We start from the raw sequence: 15,466 nt of genomic DNA on the forward strand, positions 1-15,466 counted from the left end.
CCGACGCTGCCGCGTCCACCGCAAGCCCGGCTCGCGAACATGACGACCACAAGATCGCCCCTCAAGGATGAGCCGGGATGGGCAACACATACGCCAAAACCGAATTTCGGCAAAGCGGCATATTTTGGTGCGGGCGGATTGACAGACGTGCGACACAGCAAGGGTCCCCTAGCCGACGCGAGAGTTAGCCGCCGAAATCCCGCGGGCTGAACGGCAGGTCTATCACCTTCCATTCCTCGTACATGTCGGCCGGCAGCATCTTGTAAGGCTGGCAAGACTCGAGCGCGCTCGTTGCGGACTTCACCAGGGCCACGCCCTTTGCGGACGGCGGGGCTTCGATCAGGATCGGGGGGCGCGTCAGCGTGCCGTCGGTGGCGAGCACCGCGCGCAGCTTGATGCGCACGCTGTCGGTCGACGACACCCCGGCCGGAAGTTTTGCGCAACTCCTCAAGTGCCGGCGCAACTCGGCGATGACCTCGGTCGGCAGTTTGGATGCAACCGAATCCTTGGCGTCGCCGCCATCGTCCTTGGGAGCGTCTTTCGGCAGCTCCGTCGGCAACCCCGGCGGCAGGCCCAGCACGACCCCGTATTTGATGGTGACGTCAGGCTCCGGAGCCCGATAGGCCGGCGACGGCGCGGCCTGTGGCTGCGGCTGTGGCTGTGTCTGTTGAGGCTGCGGTTGTTGAGGTTGCGTCTGCGCGTTTGCCTCGCGCTGCTGCGGCGTCTGCGAAGGCTGTGGCTGCGGCTGTTTCTGCTGCGGTGGTTCCGGCGATGCCTGCTGCTTCGAGGACGGTGCAGCGCCCTGCTGCTTCGCCTCGGGCTTCGGCGCTTCTGCCGCCTTGTCCTTGTCGGTGAAATCCAGCTTCGGCAGCTTCAGGTCGGGCAGCGGCTCCGGCGGCTTCTCCTTCGCTTCCTCCCTGGCCTTCTCCTCGGCTTTGGCCTCTTCCTGCTTCACCTGCTCCGGCGTGACGATGTCGACCGTGACGGTCTCGGGCGCGGCCGCGTGAAACGGATGGACCTCGCTGATCACGATGATCAGCGCCACCAGCGTCAGATGCGCGACCGCCGACGCTGCAATGTCCGTCCGTATAATCTTCCGCTGTTCCATCGACCGATCTTGGGTTGCCACGCAGGTCGTAGCATACCCGAACGGCCCCTCAATCCCATTTTGGCGCGAAGCCGAAATCGGTCAGGCGGCCCCTGGGATTGGCCAGCGCGGCGATTGCCGCCATCTCGTCGTCCGAAAGCTCGAAATCGAAGATCTCGATGTTCTCCGACAGACGTTCGACGCGCGAGGTGCGCGGGATCGCAGCGACATTCTGCTGCACCAGCCAGCGCAGGCAGACCTGCGCAGGCGTCTTGCGATGGGCGCGCCCTATCTCCGCAAGCGTCTGGTCGGTCTTGATACGTCCCTTGGCGATCGGGCTGTAGGCGACGAGTGCAAGGCCATGCTGGTCGCAGGCCGCCCTCACCTTCGCCTGGTCCAGATAAGGGTGATATTCGACCTGGTTGCAGACGAGCGGCTCGCTCGACAACGCCACCGCCTGCTCGATCAGCGCCACCGTGAAATTGGAAACGCCGATGTGGCGGGTCAGGCCCATGCGCTTGGCATGCGACAGCGCCCCCAACGTCTCCTCCAGCGGCACATGCGAATTGGGCCAGTGCAGGAGCAGGAGATCGACGGACGGGAGCCGCATCCGCGCCAGGCTCTCCTTGACCGAGCGTTCGAGATCGTGGGGCGCGAAATGGTTGGTCCAGACCTTTGTCGTGAGAAAGATGTCGTCGCGGCGCACGCCGGAGGCCCGCATGCCTTCGCCGACCTCGCGCTCATTGTCGTAGACCTGCGCGGTATCGATGTGGCGATAGCCGAGCCGCAGCGCCTGCTCGACCACGCGCGCAGCGAGCCGCCCGCTCAGCTCCCAGGTCCCGAGCCCGATCGCCGGTATCCTTGCGCCACTGGCCTCGACGAACAGCATGAGGAATCCTCTCTGTGCGGCAGCCCCTGACGGCAGTATGGACCTCGCTGGTCATCGTGCCAACGGAAGCCGCCGGCAGCCGGGCCGGATATTCAGCGCAATGCTAACGGGAGGTTCGCGCGGGGCCTTGAGGTCAGGCTTTGGCGAGCGCCTGGAACACCGTGTCCGGCGCATGCGCGATCACGGCGAGCAGTGCGCGGGCGGGTCCCCGGGGGGCGCGCTTGCCCTGCTCCCAGTTGCGGATGGTCTCGACGGGAACGCCGAGTTTTGCGGCGAACTCCATCTGGGTCAGGCAGGCGCGGCGGCGCAAATCACGCACGGCGAGCGAGCTGGCGTCGGCCTGCGCGGCATTGGCCGCAGGCTGGACCGGAAACGGCTGGACAGGGAACGGCTGGACAGGAAACTCTTGCCCGTCCCGCAACTCAACGACTCGCCCGTCCGCCTTCAGCCGCAACCGCATGTCCATTCCCCCAAGCGGAGCAATGATGTGGCAGGTCGCTTAAGTTCGGATTAAAGTGATGGTGCGTGTAGGGTCTCGTGCCCCGGACACGGCGCTGCGCTTCTTCAGCGATGCGCTGCAGAGCCGGGGTCCCGGTTCTGCGCAGCAACGCTAACGGCGTTGCAGCGCGCCCGGGGCACTAGAGTGCGCAGCCCTACCTCAACCCGAACCACAAGGTCGCGATGCCGAGGAAGGAGAAGAAGCCGACGACGTCGGTGACCGTTGTCACGAACGTGCCGGAGGCAACGGCAGGATCGGCCCTGACCCGTTCGAGCGCCATCGGGATCAGGATGCCGCCGAGCGCCCCGGCGACCAGGTTGCAGATGATCGCAAGCCCGATGACGATGCCGAGGCCTGGGATCCTGAACCAGGCCACGGCGGCAATGCCCGTGATCACGGCGAAGGCGAGGCCGTTGACGAGACCGACCAGGCCTTCGCGCATCACCACGCGCCAGGCGTTGGAGGAGCCGAGCTCGCGCGTCGCCAGCGCCCGCACCGCGACCGTCATGGTCTGGGTCGCTGCATTGCCGCCCTGGCTCGCCACGATCGGCGCCAGCACGGCGAGCGCTACCATCTTCTCGAGCTGGCCCTCGAACAGGCCGAGCACGGACGATGCGAGAAAGGCGGTCGCGAGATTGACCAGCAGCCAGTTGAACCGCGCCCGTGCAATGGTGAACACGGTGTCGGAGAGCTCTTCGTCGCTGTTGACGCCGCCGAGCGCCTTGAGGTCCTCGTCCGCCTCCTCCTCGATCACGTCGACGACGTCGTCGACCGTGATGACGCCGACGAGGCGATCCTGGGTGTCGAGCACCGGGGCCGCGACGAGATTGTACTTGCCGAACATGCGCGCCACCGCCTCCTGGTCCTCCAGGACGGAAACGCGGCGGCGATCCTCGTCGGTCAGCTCGGCAAGCGCCACCGGGCGGCGCGCGCGCAGCAGCACGTCGAGCGAGACCGCGCCCTGCCAGTGCTGATCTTTATCGACGACGTAGATCTCGTAGAAGCGGTCGGGCAGGTCCGGCGTCTCGCGCATGTAGTCGATCGCCTGGCCCACGGTGAAATCCTGGGGCACCGCGATGAACTCGGTCTGCATCCGCCGGCCGGCGGAATTTTCCGGATACAGCAGGCTGCGCTCGAGCGCGACGCGCTCCTGCAAAGGCAGCTTCTCGAGGATCTCCTCCTGCTCTTCCTGGTCGAGGGTTTCCAGCAGCTCGACCGCGTCGTCGGATTCGAGCTCGCGGACGCCCTCCGCGACCGTCTCCGGCGGCAGCTCCTCGAGGATCTCCTCGCGCACGCCCTCGTCGAGTTCGTTGAGTGCCGAGAAGTCGAAGTCGCGCCCGGTCAACTCGACCAGGCGGACGCGGTCGTCGGGCTCGAGAGCTCCGATCAGATCGCCGAGATCGGCCTCGTGGAGCTCGGCGACGCAGGCCCGCAGCGCGGCGCTGTCGCCGGCCTCGATCGCATGGGCAATTTCCGCGACGAATTCGTGACGAATTTCGCCGTCTTCATTGCGCATCGGCACGTGGTCGAGTACCGAATCCGCGGCGGATCGGGCAACGTCCATATGTTCATCCATGGGCGCCTCGCCGTTTGACAGGTTGGATCGGGTGGTCTGAGCTGACGGCTCAGGCAATACCCACAAGGCAATCGCGAGCGCAATGACAAAGATGCTTCGACTGAGGTGGACCTCGATGTCGGCAGGCGCGGCGCTGGCCGCTCTCACCGGCATCGCCTCGACCGAAGCCGCCGAATGCCCGCGCAAGGACGCGCTCGGCACCTCGCGCCTTCTGAGCGTCGATGCCAGGACCACGCCGCGCGTCGGCTTGAAGAGCTTTCCGCAGACGCTCCCCCTCGCCGATCACGAGGTCGTGCTGACCTTCGACGACGGCCCGAACCCGCCGACGACTTCGAAAGTTCTGGCGGCGCTGGCGCAGGAATGCGTGCGCGCGACCTTCTTCCTGATCGGCCTGCACGCCTCCCGATATCCCGACATGGTCAAGCGCATTGCCCGCGAGGGCCACACCATCGGCCACCACACCTTCTCGCATCCGTTCATGGCGCGGATCCCGCTCGACAAGGCAAAGGGCGAGATCGACCGCGGCATCACCGCCGACGAGATGGCGCTGCACGGCACCTCAACGACGACGCCTTCGACGCCGTTCTTCCGCTTCCCCTATTTCGAGGCCACGCAAGCCGAGCTCGACCTGCTCCAGTCCCGCGGCATCGTCGTGTTCGGGGCGGACCTGTGGGCCAGCGACTGGAACGAAATGACGCCGGAGCAGGAATTGAAGCTCGTCACCGAGCGCCTGGCCGCCGCCGGCAAGGGCATCGTCCTCTTCCACGATCCCAAGGCGCGCACCGCCGCGATCATGCCGGCTTTCCTGCGGTATCTGAGGGAGAACGGCTATCGGGTGGTTCACGTCGTGCCGGCGGGCCCATCACAGAAGAACGCCGACGCGCGTTGATGCCGGAATGTCACGCCGGCGCAAAATGGGGTGATCTGGGCGCTATTAACAGTCTGTTCATGCTAGGCCATGCAAGTATTGAGGGGATTTGCCAAGGGGATTTGCAGCGGGAAGGGTTTCTTGCGCCTGAACCGTTTCCCGATGTCTCCGACCTACTATGGCGGCAACCGCATATGAGGGCAGACGGGGTTCATGATCGGAAGTAGCGTTGTTGTCCGGACGCGATCGTGGATCGTCCTCTGCCTTGGCGGATTCCTCGGATTTCTGTCCGTCGGATCGCCGGCGGCGCTTGCGGCGGACTGCCCCGGCCATCCGGATGCGCTGGGGACATCCCGCACCCTCGTGGTCGATCCGCGCGAGCATCCGCGCATCGGCACCATGCAGTACCGCGAGACGCTGCCGCTGAAGGACCATGAAGTCGTCCTGACCTTCGACGACGGTCCGCTGCCGAAATATTCCAACCAGGTGCTCCAGATCCTCGCCGACGAGTGCATCAAGGCGACCTTCTTCATCATCGGTCAGCAGGCCAAGGCGAACCCCGAAGGCGTGCGCAAGCTGGTCGCAGCGGGCCACACCGTCGGCACGCACAGCATGAGCCATCCGCTGACGTTCAACCGGATGCCGATCGAAAAATTCGCGCCCGAGATCAACGGCGGCATCGAGTGGACCTCGGCCGCGATGACCGACCCGTCCAAGCTGGCGCCGTTTTTCCGCATTCCCGGCCTGATGCGCGCCGAAGGCGTCGAGAATTACCTGATCTCGCGCGGCATCCAGGTCTGGAGCGCCGACTTTCCCGCCGACGACTGGCGGCATGTCTCGTCAGACCGCGTCTATCAGCTCGCGATCCAGCGGCTGGAGGCCAAGGGCAAGGGCATCCTTCTGCTGCACGACATCCAGGCCCGCACGGTGGCGGCGCTGCCGAAGATCATCCGCGATCTGAAGGCGCGCGGCTATCGCATCGTGCACGTGGTGCCCGCAACCGCCGATCAGCCGGCGACACCGACCACGCCGGTGGAGTGGCTGCTGCATCCGCCGACCGAGACGACGCCGATCGCGCATTGGCCGCCGGTGCCGAATTTCGTTTTCGCGCAGACCAGGACCCTTCCTGCGCCCGCGCTCGCCGATCTCAATGCCCAGACCGGACATCCGTCGCTGCTGCCGCGCCCGACCAAGGCGCAGGTGGATGTCGCATCCACCCTGCCCGTACCCGGCCGCGGCCTGTTTGCGATCCCCGAGGGCTCGGTCGAGGTGCTGCTGTCGACGACCTTGTCGCGGCGCGCCGCGACCCGGCTCGCCATGGCGGCCGAGACGCCTCATGCGGCCAAAGCCAAGGCCGGCAAGGCGCGCGGACATCGGACCGCACACTCCGCCACGCCATCCGCACCGAAGCATGCCTCGCAGACCGATGGCACTGCGCCCAAGAGCGCAGCATCCAAGAGCACTGCAGCCAGGAGCACTGCATCCAGGAGCTCTGCGCCGCGCCCAACCCGCGTCGCCAGCCTGAAGAAGCGCGCGTAGTAGAGCCCTATTGCCGCATGATGTTGGCGACGCAGAGCAGCACGATCAGCGCCAGGAAGAACAGGTCCATATAGGACTTGAGCTCGCCGTCGCGCCGCAGCCGCGCGACGTCGGCCACGACCTGCTTGCGCGCGTTCGTTCCGCCCGAACCGTCATTGATCGGGCCCTGCAGCCGCTTGGTCTCGGCTTCCAGCTTCTCGATCTTCTGGAAGAAGTAGAACGCGCGCAGCGTCGAGGCCGCGCGCATGCCGGCATAGACCAGCACCAGAATCGCGATGATCGCCCGGTTCTGGTATTTCTCCATGAAGTTCAGGCTGAAATAGACCATCGCCATGAAGGCGAAGTTGGTCACGAAGCGATAGACGAAGCTTAGAAAGACCATGCGGGCTTGAGCCTTGCGGGAGAGCAACCGGACGCGTGTTGCGAATTCGGGATCAGGAAACCCAGACCGGAACAGCCGGCCGGGACGCGGCGCAGGCCCGTCTACGCCAACTTCGTTTCAGGAAAGATACGATCCCCACGCAATTGCCGCCTTTTAGCCACGCGAAGCCACAATGCAAGCGCGCATACGCTAGCAGCTTGTTCCGTACCCGGTCGCCGCGGCGCGATGGCGATTCCGCGGAAGCTACGGTAGACTGCTGGCCGCCACTGGTGGGGTCTGCCGATGCCGAAGAAGGGAATCACGGGCCACGACGACTGGGTTCTGACCGAGGCGCTGGCGACTGCGCTGGTCGCCCTGGAGCAGCTCGAGCCGAAGCACCAGCCCAACGCGCATATGGACGACATCCGCAAGATGCTGTCGAGCGGCAAGGAGCCGGCGGCGGTGAGCCTGCACCTCGCCCAGGCCAAATGCCGCCTGTTTCCCGACCTCGACCCGCTGGAGATCTACCGGGAATACGGCATCGGCGAGGAATATGGCTGAGGACGCCGTGACCGGGCGACGTTAGGTCCGACGGTGACCGATCCAGCGATCATCATGACCAGCGCGGCAAGGTCGATCTTGCCGATGACGGTCAGCTCTTCCGAGCCTTTCGCATCCTTCGCGCCCTGGACCTTGAGCGATTGCGGCCGGTCGGCGGCCTGTCGTGGACCAGCACGAGCGAGGCGCTTCGCGCTGTTCGAACGGCGGCTCACGTGAATCGGGTTGATCTTCAGTTCGCTCGTCAGCCGCGCCGATAGATCTCCAGATAGCTCGGCGAATACAGCGCGGCGCTCTTGAGCGCGTCGAGGTCCGGGATCGTCAGGGTTCGCTCGCGGAGCACGATCAGCCCGGATGCCCGCAATTCCTGGATGGTGCGATTGAGATGGACCACCGAGAGGCCGGTCGCGTCCGCGAGGTCCATCTGGGTGACCGGCGGCGCGCAGGAATTTCCGTCGACCAGGCCAACGGGGCGAAGCCGCTCGTGGATCTCGCAGAACAGATGAGCCACGCGCTCCAGCGCGACGCGGCGTCCAAGATTGATCACCCATTCGCGCTGGATCGCGTTGTTCAGCAGGGTCTCGCACATGAAAGCTTCCGCCAGCGTCCGGTCGCTCGCGAGCAGTTTTTCGAAGGGCGCCCGCCTGATCTCGGCGTAGACGACCGACGTCACGGCCGAGATCGTATGATCCAGGGCGGACAGCAGATAGACATGCGCGTCGCAGGTCTCGCCGGGGAAAATGAAATTGACGATCTGCCGCCTTCCGTCCTCGAGCGTCTTGTGGCGGAACGCCCAGCCCGACAGCACAATCCGGACGCTGTCGAGAGGTTCGCCCTCGGCGATCAGGTCCTCGCCCGGCCCCGCTCGCAACAAGCCTTCCAGTACGGCCTGTTCGAGCGCGGCGACGGCTTCCACGGACAATTGCCGCAAGGCGCTGAGGCGCCGAACGACCGTTTGCGCATGATCTCCATAGATGCCCAGCGAGCGCATCAGCCCTCCATCGAAGGCGTGTGAAACGCGCGCTTGCTCAGAGGAATGGCGAGGACGCAGGTCAGCCCGGCCGGGTTGAAGGACCATTCGAACAGGAGTTGCGAAGGCTGCTCGGCTTCGTCGATGCGCCAGGAAATTCCAGATCGAGGCTGCCATCCGGATCGCGCGCGACCAGGGCCCGGGTCCGCGCGAAGGCATTGAGCCGGCCGTCGATCGGTGGAGATGGTGCAAAAGACCGCCGCCATCGGCGCCAGTGTCGCCGTTGCCATGTCCGCACCGACCGCGCCGAACGGCCGAAGCCAGCGGGATCACGCTTGTCGGCATCGCGCGCGGCAGCGCATTCGAGATCTTCAGCCATCCGGCGCAGGTGTCCATGCCGGAAGCAATTCAGATCGAGCTTCCGAGTTTCCCAAGCCGAGGCGAATCGAGGTCCACCCAGCGTCAGGGGAAGGAATCAGCGCGCCGCCGACATGGCGCGAGACCAGCGGGCAGCACGCGATCTCGCATCAAAAAACTGAAGGATTTCAATGCCAACGTGGCTAGATGGTGCGCTCGGAGGGACTCGAACCCCCACGATTTTACTCACTGCCACCTCAAGGCAGCGCGTCTACCAATTCCGCCACGAGCGCTTTGGGGATGCCGGCTTGAGGCCTGAAGGCCAGCCGGATCAACGGCGCCGATCTAACAAATCCGTCAGAGGGGTACAAGCCTCCAAAGGCCCTGAATTCCACAAGCTTGTCAGGAAAGTTCCGGCTCGTTGCGCCGGGATCGGCCTATCCCCGGCTGCTATCGCGTGCCCGGGCCGCTACCGCGTGCCGGGGGTGCGCGGCAGCATCTGCTTGACCTCGACCGCGATCCGGTTGCGGTCGACCAGCACCACGCCGGAGGCCACCGGCAAATTATTGGCCAAAACCTTGACCTCGTCGGCCTCGGTTGCGTCCAGCTCGATGATGGCGCCGCGGGAAAGACGTAATACTTGATGAATCGGCATGGTGGTCGTCCCGAGGACGACCATGAGATCCACGGTGACTTTGTCGAGTGTAGGCACGTCAGCACCACCGCAACTTGGGACTAAGGACTTGGCATTTGCCCCTGCGATCATCACCCGGTTATGGTTAGCCAATGGTTAATTCGCCTCAAAACCCTCGCCAAGACCTCGATTTGACGTCGTTTTCCGCCTCCCGCGGCACGCCCGTGGAATGGCAAATCTCCGACGTGCCGGTGCCCTATCCGGACGCGGTTGCCGCCATGGAGGCGCGTGTTGCGGCGATCGCGGCGGGCGAGGCGCCGGAGCTGGTCTGGCTGCTCGAACACCCCCCGCTCTACACGTCCGGCACCTCGGGCAAGGAATCCGACCTGCTAGATGCCCGATTCCCGACCTTTGCCACCGGGCGCGGCGGCCAGCTCACCTATCACGGGCCCGGCCAGCGCGTGGCCTATATCATGCTCGACCTCAAGCGACGCCGGCCGGACGTCCGGGCCTATGTCGCGAGCCTGGAGGAGCTGATTCTGCGCACCCTCGCCGCCTTCAACGTCCGCGGCGAGCGGCGCGAGGACCGGGTCGGCGTCTGGGTGAAGCGGCCCGACAAGGGACCCGAGCACGAGGACAAGATCGCGGCGATCGGCGTCCGGCTGAAGCGTTGGGTCTCGTTCCACGGCATCGCAATCAATGTCGAGCCGGAGCTGTCTCATTTCGCCGGCATCGTGCCCTGCGGCGTCGCCGATCCCCGCTACGGCGTCACCTCGCTCATCGACCTCGGCCAGCTCGTGACCATGGCCGATGTCGACGTCGCACTTCGGCAGGCGTTTGAGGAGCTGTTCGGGCCGACGCGGGCGCTGCTGCCAGAGGCGGCCGTCTAACATTTTTCTGTTTGAGCCGACCGCGCCTGTTCTCCGCCCATCGCGGAATCGGTTACGCTTGGGTCCGGTGCCGCCCACGCCTCCCCCCTCCGCCGGGAAAGCAGAATTCATGTCGGGCGACTAAACCATCGGACCGACTGTTCGAGCGCCAGGCATAAGGAGGGATTGCGCTTCTGCTCGCAATAGGAGGTTTTGACGATGAAGTTGTCTGCACCAATCCATCATCTTAAACGCAAAGCGAAGCGCCTGTCGCGCGAGCAAGGCATTCCGCTGCACGCCGCGCTCGATCGCATCGCCGCGACGGAAGGCTTTTCCGCCTGGAGCATGCTCGCGGCGAAAGCCGCAGCACTGACGCCGGCGAGCAGGCTGTTTCCGCAATTCAAGCCCGGCGATTTGGTGCTGGTCGGGGCACGCCCTGGCCAGGGCAAGACGCTGATGAGCCTCGAACTCGCCGTGGAGGCCATGCGCTCGGGCCATCGCGCCGCGTTCTTCTCGCTCGAATACACCGAGAGAAATGTGCTCGATCGCTTCAGGGCGATCGGCGCCGACCCCGCGCAGTTCGAAGAACTGTTCGAGGTCGATTGCTCCGACGCGATCAGCGCCGACTACGTCGTCAAGCAGATGGCCACCGCGCCCCGCGGCACGGTCGTGGTGATCGACTATCTGCAACTGCTCGACCAGCGGCGGGAAAATCCCGACCTGACCGTCCAGGTGCGCGCGCTGAAATCGTTCGCGCGCGACAAGGGGCTGATCGTCGTCTTCATCTCGCAGATCGACCGGTCCTATGATCCCGCGATCAAGCCCTGCCCAGACCTTGGCGATGTCAGGCTGCCGAACCCGCTGGACCTGAAGCTGTTCGACAAGACGTGCTTCCTGAACAAGGACGAAGTTCAGTTCCGCGCCGCGAGCTGACGACCAGGCCGCGGGTGAGTTGGCTCGCCCGCGGCTTTGCTTCACGCCGCAGCCAGCGGCACCTCGAGCTTGCCGGCGATGTAGCGGCGCTCCTGGGTCAGGCCACCAAAGCCGTAGGCATCGCCCTTGACCTCGTCGACATGCAGATAGGTTTCGGGATGCAGCGGTCCCAAAATCTCGGCCATGCGCTTGAACATGGCGGCGAGGTAGGCCGCCTTCTCGTCCTTGGTGTTGGTGCCCTCGCTGACGTGGATGTCGATCCAGTAGCTGGCAAGCTTCTGCTCGGCCAGCGACTTGCCGCCGGCGAACCAGTCGCTCGCGTCCACAGGCTTCACGATGATGGCGGTGACCTTGGGATCCTTGTGGAGGATTTTTGCGGTGAGCTCGGACACCGCGCTGGCGATGTCGGCCTTCAGCGACGGCGACTGGCGGGAGCTGGTGTAGGACACGGTGATCAGGGGCATGGTCGTTCTCCTCAAATTGCCGCGCTGGTGTTGTGCGGCGTTGATGAGAAGCTAGACCCTCGTCCATCATTTTGGTATCTTATCTCTTTTGATACCAGTGATAACGATTCATAATGATAGCAACGCTCGACATCACCACCGTCCAGGCCTTCCTGCTGGTCGCCGACCTCCAGAGCTTTACCCGTGCCGCCGAAGCGCTTGGCACCACGCAGGCGGCGGTCAGCTTAAAACTGCAACGACTGGAGACACTGCTCGGCAAGCGCCTCGTCGAGCGCTCGCCGCGCGCGGTCCGGCTCACCGCCGATGGCGCGGCGTTCCTCGACCGCGCCCGCGTGCTTATGCAGGCGCATGACCGCGCGCTGTCGGGCGAGACCTCGGCCGCACAGTCGCTGTCACTCGGCATCTCCGACCATGCCGCGGGGCCGGAGCTGGTGCCGCTCCTCGAACGCCTGCACGCGATGTCTTCAAACCTCACCCTCGCCGTCACCATCGGCTTCTCCCGCGAGATGCAGGATTCCTATGACGCGGGCGAGCTGGACGCGGTGATCGTCCGGCAGGAAGGCAGCCGCCGCGGCGGCGAAAAACTGGCCGAGGACGAATTCAGCTGGTTCGCCTCACGCCGCTTTGCCCTGCCCAAGGGTGAGCCGCTGCCGCTCGCCACGCTCGCCCCGCCGTGCGGCGTCCGCGCCATTGCCGTGCGCGCACTCGATAAGGCCGGCGTCGCCTGGCGCGAACGCTTTGTCGGCGGCGGCGTCACCGCGGTGGTCGCTGCGGCCCTCGCCGGACTTGCGATCGCGCCGCTGGCGCGGCGGATCGCGCCGGCCGGGCTCGTCGACATCGGGCCGGCACACAAGCTGCCAAAACTCGGCAGCTCGAAGGTGATGCTGCATTCGAAGGTCAGCGATCCCGCAAAGCTTGCGGCGCTGCGGGTGGTCGCTGCGACGTTCAAGAGCGCCGCGGCTTGACGCCGCAAACGCTCACCAGATCGCCTCGGGACTGCATACCCATCGCCGAATTTGCCTAAAAACTTCCCAGAGAGGGGGAACCAAACCGCCCCTTGAGCGTTTGCCCCCGTTGAGGTGGGGTCCGGAATGACTAAAAAGTCCAGTCAGCAGAGAGACTTGTTCGAAAGCGAACGCAGTTTCCGGCTGTTGGTGGAGGGAGTTGCAGATTACGCGCTCTACATGCTCGATCCCAGCGGGATCATCACGAGCTGGAACATCGGCGGCGAGCGCATCAAGGGCTACCTGCCCCAAGAGATCCTCGGCCAGCATTTCTCCCGCTTCTACACCGAGACCGACCGTGCCAACGGCAAGCCCGCTCGCGCGCTCGCCACCGCGCGCGACCAGGGCCGCTACGAGGAGGAAGGCTGGCGTGTCCGCAAGGACGGCACCTTCTTCTGGGCGAGCGTCATCATCGATCCCATCTACGAGGACGCGACCCTCGTCGGCTTTGCCAAGATCACCCGTGACATCACCGAGCGGCGCAATGCGCAGCTCAAGCTCGAGGCGATGCAGACACAGCTCGCCGAGTCGCAGAAATTCGATGCGCTGGGGCAGCTCACCGGCGGCGTCGCGCACGACTTCAACAACCTCCTGATGATCATCAGCGGCAGCCTTCACATCCTGAAGAGGGGCGATGTCGACGACGCCAAGCTTCAGCGCGCGGTCTCTGCGATCGAGGCCGCAACCAAGCGCGGGGCCGCGCTGACCAGCCAGCTCCTGACCTTTGCCCGGCGGCAGAGCGTCAATCCGCAGGCGATCGAGCTTGCGGCGCGCATCGCGGCAATCCGAGAGGTTCTCGAAGCAGGCGTCGGCAGCTCCGTGCGTCTCGCCTTCGACGTCGAGCGCAACGTATGGCCGGTCAAGGCCGATGTCTCCGAGTTCGAGACGGGGTTGCTCAATCTCGTCATCAACGCCCGCGACGCCATGCCCGACGGCGGCACGGTGACGATCGGCGCACACAACGTCGTCCTTGACGATCCGCTCCACAGCGGCGAATTCGTCGCCATCACCGTGGCCGATACCGGGCTTGGCATTCCCTCCGACGTCGTCGACAAGATCTTCGAGCCGTTCTTCACGACCAAGCCGGTCGGCAAAGGCACCGGTCTTGGCCTGTCGCAGGTTCACGGCTTTGCACATCAGGCGGGCGGCACCATCAAGGTCGCAAGCGAGCTCGGCAAGGGCACCACCTTCACCATCTTGCTGCCGCGGGAAACCGCGACCATACCGAGCGAGCCGCCTGAAACAGCTCCGGTCCTCGGCACCGGCACCGTGCTGCTGGTCGAGGACAATCCCGACGTTGCCCTCGTCAGCATCGGTCTTCTCGAGCAGCTCGGTTACCAGGTGTGCCGGGTCCCCGATGCCGAAGCCGCACTGCTTGAGATCGAGAAGAATGGCGTCGACTTCGTATTCTCCGATATCGTCATGCCCGGCAAGATGGACGGGCTCAGCCTCGCCCATCATCTGCGCCAGACCCGCCCCGACCTGCCGGTCCTGCTCGCCACCGGCTACAGCGACGTCGCGGCCGGCGTGCGCGGTGATTTTCCGATCCTGCGCAAGCCCTACGAGATCCACGAATTGAGCGAGGCGATCGCCAAGCTGCCGCGATGATGCTTCACCGCGCGCCGCTTGCGCCGAGAGGCTTGGCTCTCAGATCGTCGGCAACACCGAAAACGCCTCCCCTGCCCGGCGCAGGTTCAGTTCATCGGCACCGGCGGTCTCGCTGGTGACGCTGTCCACGCGCGAGGACGGTGGGCCGTGGCGGCACAGGGCGACCATGTCGGCGACATGGTTCGGCGCACCCGCGAACAGCGCTTCCACGCTGCCGTCGCGACGGTTGCGAACCCAGCCTTCCAGCCCGCAGGCAACCGCCTGGGACTCGAGCCAGGCCCGGTAGCCGACGCCCTGCACGCGGCCGCGGATCACGACCTGGAGGATCGCCCGGCTCATGTCTTCAACCCCAGGACATCGGCAATGCGCGCCTTCGTCTCGGCCTCGCGCATGACGCGGGCGGTCAGGTCCGATGATGCGAGGCCTTTCAGATTTTTCGGCGCGGTACCCTCGCGGAGCGACTTGAGCGTATCGTACACGGCCTGCGTCGCAGCTGCGATCGGGGCATGCCCCTGGAGCGCGATGCGCACGCGCTGGGCGGCGAGATAGTCCGGCGCGCTCAGCTCCTCCGGCGCGCCGCCAAGCACGATCGGCAGGCGAGTGGCAGATGCGATGGCCTCGAGCTCGGTGCGCGACTTGATGCCGGTGAAGAACAGCGCATCGACACCGGCAGCTTCATAGGCTTTGGCGCGGCGGATCGCATCCTCGATCGAGGTGATCGAGGCAGCCCCAGTACGGCCCATAACGACGAGCGAGGGATCGCTGCGGCCGCCAAGCGCAGCTTTCATCTTGCCGACGCCCTCCTCCAGCGAGATCAGCTGCGTCTTTGCTTCGCCAAAGGCGGCCGGCAGCAGCGTGTCCTCGATGGTGAGGCCGGCGGCGCCCGCCGTCTCCAGCTCCTGCACCGTGCGGCGCACGTTGAGCGCGTTGCCGTAGCCGTGATCGGCATCGACCAGCACGGCAAGCGTCGCCGCGCGCGACATCCGTCGCATCTGCTCGGCAAGCTCGGTCAGCGTGATCAGCGTGACATCGGGGTCGCCGAGCACCGCGAGCGAAGCCACCGAGCCTCCGAACATGCCGAGCGGAAAACCGAAATCCTCGGCGATACGGATCGAGATGGCGTCGTAGACCGAGCCGGGATGAACACAGGCCGAGCCCGACAGGATCGATCGCAGTTTTTCGCGGCGGGAACGAAAGGCCATGGTGCTGTCTCGGTTAGGTCACGGAGGCCGCAGCATACTCCGTCATTG

Annotated in this window: 17 protein-coding genes, 1 tRNA gene and 1 pseudogene; 8 read left to right on the forward strand and 11 right to left on the reverse strand. The window is 65.3% G+C overall.

Annotated features, from left to right (window positions below; all coding sequences use genetic code 11):
• Positions 1-184: 184 nt before the first annotated feature.
• From JQ572_RS30370 to mgtE, 4 genes are all read right to left on the reverse strand, one after another.
• Entirely contained in the window at positions 185-1,108 is a 924-nt protein-coding gene (locus JQ572_RS30370) for a hypothetical protein (RefSeq protein ID WP_211386511.1), read from the reverse strand.
• 49 nt (positions 1,109-1,157) lie between these two features.
• Positions 1,158-1,976: an aldo/keto reductase gene (locus JQ572_RS30375; RefSeq protein ID WP_211386512.1), complete on the reverse strand. Its 819-nt coding sequence runs from the start codon at positions 1,974-1,976 to the stop codon at positions 1,158-1,160.
• 133 nt (positions 1,977-2,109) lie between these two features.
• A complete protein-coding gene (locus JQ572_RS30380; protein WP_211386513.1) occupies positions 2,110-2,442 on the reverse strand; it encodes a helix-turn-helix domain-containing protein in 333 nt (110 codons plus the stop codon).
• Positions 2,443-2,629: 187 nt separating this feature from the next.
• Positions 2,630-4,051 carry a magnesium transporter gene (mgtE, locus tag JQ572_RS30385; RefSeq protein ID WP_211386514.1) on the reverse strand — a complete coding sequence of 474 codons (1,422 nt, stop codon included), beginning with the start codon at positions 4,049-4,051 and terminating at the stop codon, positions 2,630-2,632.
• Between the two features lie 82 nt (positions 4,052-4,133).
• Between mgtE and JQ572_RS30390 the strand changes: the two genes are divergently transcribed.
• Both JQ572_RS30390 and JQ572_RS30395 read left to right on the forward strand, forming a co-directional pair.
• Positions 4,134-4,940 (forward strand): polysaccharide deacetylase family protein, encoded by an 807-nt coding sequence (locus JQ572_RS30390; protein WP_433996208.1) that lies wholly within the window; start codon positions 4,134-4,136, stop codon positions 4,938-4,940.
• A 192-nt stretch (positions 4,941-5,132) separates the two neighbouring features.
• Positions 5,133-6,458 (forward strand): polysaccharide deacetylase family protein, encoded by a 1,326-nt coding sequence (locus JQ572_RS30395; RefSeq protein ID WP_211386515.1) that lies wholly within the window; start codon positions 5,133-5,135, stop codon positions 6,456-6,458.
• A 7-nt stretch (positions 6,459-6,465) separates the two neighbouring features.
• Here JQ572_RS30395 and JQ572_RS30400 read toward each other — a convergent pair whose 3' ends face one another.
• Positions 6,466-6,840, reverse strand: a complete 375-nt coding sequence (locus JQ572_RS30400; RefSeq protein WP_151649753.1) for a hypothetical protein — start codon at positions 6,838-6,840, stop codon at positions 6,466-6,468.
• Between the two features lie 282 nt (positions 6,841-7,122).
• Here JQ572_RS30400 and JQ572_RS30405 point away from each other — a divergent pair, with 282 nt between their 5' ends.
• The gene (locus JQ572_RS30405; RefSeq protein ID WP_211386516.1) at positions 7,123-7,380 is read left to right on the forward strand and encodes a hypothetical protein; all 258 of its coding nucleotides are present in this window, start codon (positions 7,123-7,125) and stop codon (positions 7,378-7,380) included.
• 241 nt (positions 7,381-7,621) lie between these two features.
• Here JQ572_RS30405 and JQ572_RS30410 read toward each other — a convergent pair whose 3' ends face one another.
• Positions 7,622-8,368: a Crp/Fnr family transcriptional regulator gene (locus tag JQ572_RS30410; RefSeq protein ID WP_211386517.1), complete on the reverse strand. Its 747-nt coding sequence runs from the start codon at positions 8,366-8,368 to the stop codon at positions 7,622-7,624.
• A gap of 207 nt (positions 8,369-8,575) precedes the next feature.
• On the opposite strand from JQ572_RS30410, the pseudogene JQ572_RS35170 reads away from it, so the two are divergent.
• Positions 8,576-8,753, forward strand: a pseudogene (locus tag JQ572_RS35170) (formate dehydrogenase accessory sulfurtransferase FdhD); the annotation flags it as partial.
• A 159-nt stretch (positions 8,754-8,912) separates the two neighbouring features.
• Here JQ572_RS35170 and JQ572_RS30420 read toward each other — a convergent pair.
• Both JQ572_RS30420 and JQ572_RS30425 read right to left on the reverse strand, forming a co-directional pair.
• Positions 8,913-8,997 (reverse strand) — tRNA-Leu (locus tag JQ572_RS30420).
• 176 nt (positions 8,998-9,173) lie between these two features.
• Positions 9,174-9,416, reverse strand: a complete 243-nt coding sequence (locus tag JQ572_RS30425) for a FliM/FliN family flagellar motor switch protein (protein ID WP_011088012.1) — start codon at positions 9,414-9,416, stop codon at positions 9,174-9,176.
• Between the two features lie 74 nt (positions 9,417-9,490).
• Between JQ572_RS30425 and lipB the strand changes: the two genes are divergently transcribed.
• Both lipB and JQ572_RS30435 read left to right on the forward strand, forming a co-directional pair.
• Entirely contained in the window at positions 9,491-10,228 is a 738-nt protein-coding gene (lipB, locus tag JQ572_RS30430; protein WP_211386519.1) for a lipoyl(octanoyl) transferase LipB, read from the forward strand.
• 198 nt (positions 10,229-10,426) lie between these two features.
• Complete coding sequence (locus JQ572_RS30435) at positions 10,427-11,140, forward strand: DNA helicase (RefSeq protein WP_211386520.1); 714 nt, start codon at positions 10,427-10,429, stop codon at positions 11,138-11,140.
• A gap of 41 nt (positions 11,141-11,181) precedes the next feature.
• Here the strand turns inward: JQ572_RS30435 and JQ572_RS30440 are convergent, their stop codons facing one another.
• Complete coding sequence (locus tag JQ572_RS30440; protein WP_211386521.1) at positions 11,182-11,604, reverse strand: tautomerase family protein; 423 nt, start codon at positions 11,602-11,604, stop codon at positions 11,182-11,184.
• A gap of 113 nt (positions 11,605-11,717) precedes the next feature.
• On the opposite strand from JQ572_RS30440, the gene JQ572_RS30445 reads away from it, so the two are divergent.
• Positions 11,718-12,569, forward strand: a complete 852-nt coding sequence (locus tag JQ572_RS30445; RefSeq protein ID WP_211386522.1) for a LysR family transcriptional regulator — start codon at positions 11,718-11,720, stop codon at positions 12,567-12,569.
• Positions 12,570-12,695: 126 nt separating this feature from the next.
• Positions 12,696-14,216, forward strand: a complete 1,521-nt coding sequence (locus JQ572_RS30450; RefSeq protein ID WP_211386523.1) for a PAS domain-containing sensor histidine kinase — start codon at positions 12,696-12,698, stop codon at positions 14,214-14,216.
• A 39-nt stretch (positions 14,217-14,255) separates the two neighbouring features.
• On the opposite strand, the gene JQ572_RS30455 is transcribed toward JQ572_RS30450, so the two are convergent.
• Positions 14,256-14,555 (reverse strand): acylphosphatase, encoded by a 300-nt coding sequence (locus tag JQ572_RS30455; RefSeq protein WP_211386524.1) that lies wholly within the window; start codon positions 14,553-14,555, stop codon positions 14,256-14,258.
• On the reverse strand, positions 14,552-15,418 hold the full coding sequence (locus JQ572_RS30460; RefSeq protein ID WP_211386525.1) for an isocitrate lyase/PEP mutase family protein: 867 nt from the start codon (positions 15,416-15,418) through the stop codon (positions 14,552-14,554). Before JQ572_RS30460 ends, JQ572_RS30455 begins: the two co-directional genes overlap by 4 nt.
• Positions 15,419-15,466: the final 48 nt, after the last annotated feature.

The organism is Bradyrhizobium sp. SZCCT0153 (genome assembly GCF_018129995.1).
Classification (GTDB): domain Bacteria; phylum Pseudomonadota; class Alphaproteobacteria; order Rhizobiales; family Xanthobacteraceae; genus Bradyrhizobium; species Bradyrhizobium japonicum_G.

What these genes read in the sequence shown, in the direction of transcription:
- JQ572_RS30370 (WP_211386511.1), bottom strand. Translation starts at nt 1,108, where the DNA reads ATGGAACAGCGGAAGATTATACGGACGGACATTGCAGCGTCGGCGGTC.
- JQ572_RS30375 (WP_211386512.1), bottom strand. Translation starts at nt 1,976, where the DNA reads ATGCTGTTCGTCGAGGCCAGTGGCGCAAGGATACCGGCGATCGGGCTC.
- JQ572_RS30380 (WP_211386513.1), bottom strand. Translation starts at nt 2,442, where the DNA reads ATGGACATGCGGTTGCGGCTGAAGGCGGACGGGCGAGTCGTTGAGTTG.
- mgtE (WP_211386514.1), bottom strand. Translation starts at nt 4,051, where the DNA reads ATGGATGAACATATGGACGTTGCCCGATCCGCCGCGGATTCGGTACTC.
- JQ572_RS30390 (WP_433996208.1), top strand. Translation starts at nt 4,134, where the DNA reads ATGACAAAGATGCTTCGACTGAGGTGGACCTCGATGTCGGCAGGCGCG.
- JQ572_RS30395 (WP_211386515.1), top strand. Translation starts at nt 5,133, where the DNA reads ATGATCGGAAGTAGCGTTGTTGTCCGGACGCGATCGTGGATCGTCCTC.
- JQ572_RS30400 (WP_151649753.1), bottom strand. Translation starts at nt 6,840, where the DNA reads ATGGTCTTTCTAAGCTTCGTCTATCGCTTCGTGACCAACTTCGCCTTC.
- JQ572_RS30405 (WP_211386516.1), top strand. Translation starts at nt 7,123, where the DNA reads ATGCCGAAGAAGGGAATCACGGGCCACGACGACTGGGTTCTGACCGAG.
- JQ572_RS30410 (WP_211386517.1), bottom strand. Translation starts at nt 8,368, where the DNA reads ATGCGCTCGCTGGGCATCTATGGAGATCATGCGCAAACGGTCGTTCGG.
- lipB (WP_211386519.1), top strand. Translation starts at nt 9,491, where the DNA reads ATGGTTAATTCGCCTCAAAACCCTCGCCAAGACCTCGATTTGACGTCG.
- JQ572_RS30435 (WP_211386520.1), top strand. Translation starts at nt 10,427, where the DNA reads ATGAAGTTGTCTGCACCAATCCATCATCTTAAACGCAAAGCGAAGCGC.
- JQ572_RS30440 (WP_211386521.1), bottom strand. Translation starts at nt 11,604, where the DNA reads ATGCCCCTGATCACCGTGTCCTACACCAGCTCCCGCCAGTCGCCGTCG.
- JQ572_RS30445 (WP_211386522.1), top strand. Translation starts at nt 11,718, where the DNA reads ATGATAGCAACGCTCGACATCACCACCGTCCAGGCCTTCCTGCTGGTC.
- JQ572_RS30450 (WP_211386523.1), top strand. Translation starts at nt 12,696, where the DNA reads ATGACTAAAAAGTCCAGTCAGCAGAGAGACTTGTTCGAAAGCGAACGC.
- JQ572_RS30455 (WP_211386524.1), bottom strand. Translation starts at nt 14,555, where the DNA reads ATGAGCCGGGCGATCCTCCAGGTCGTGATCCGCGGCCGCGTGCAGGGC.
- JQ572_RS30460 (WP_211386525.1), bottom strand. Translation starts at nt 15,418, where the DNA reads ATGGCCTTTCGTTCCCGCCGCGAAAAACTGCGATCGATCCTGTCGGGC.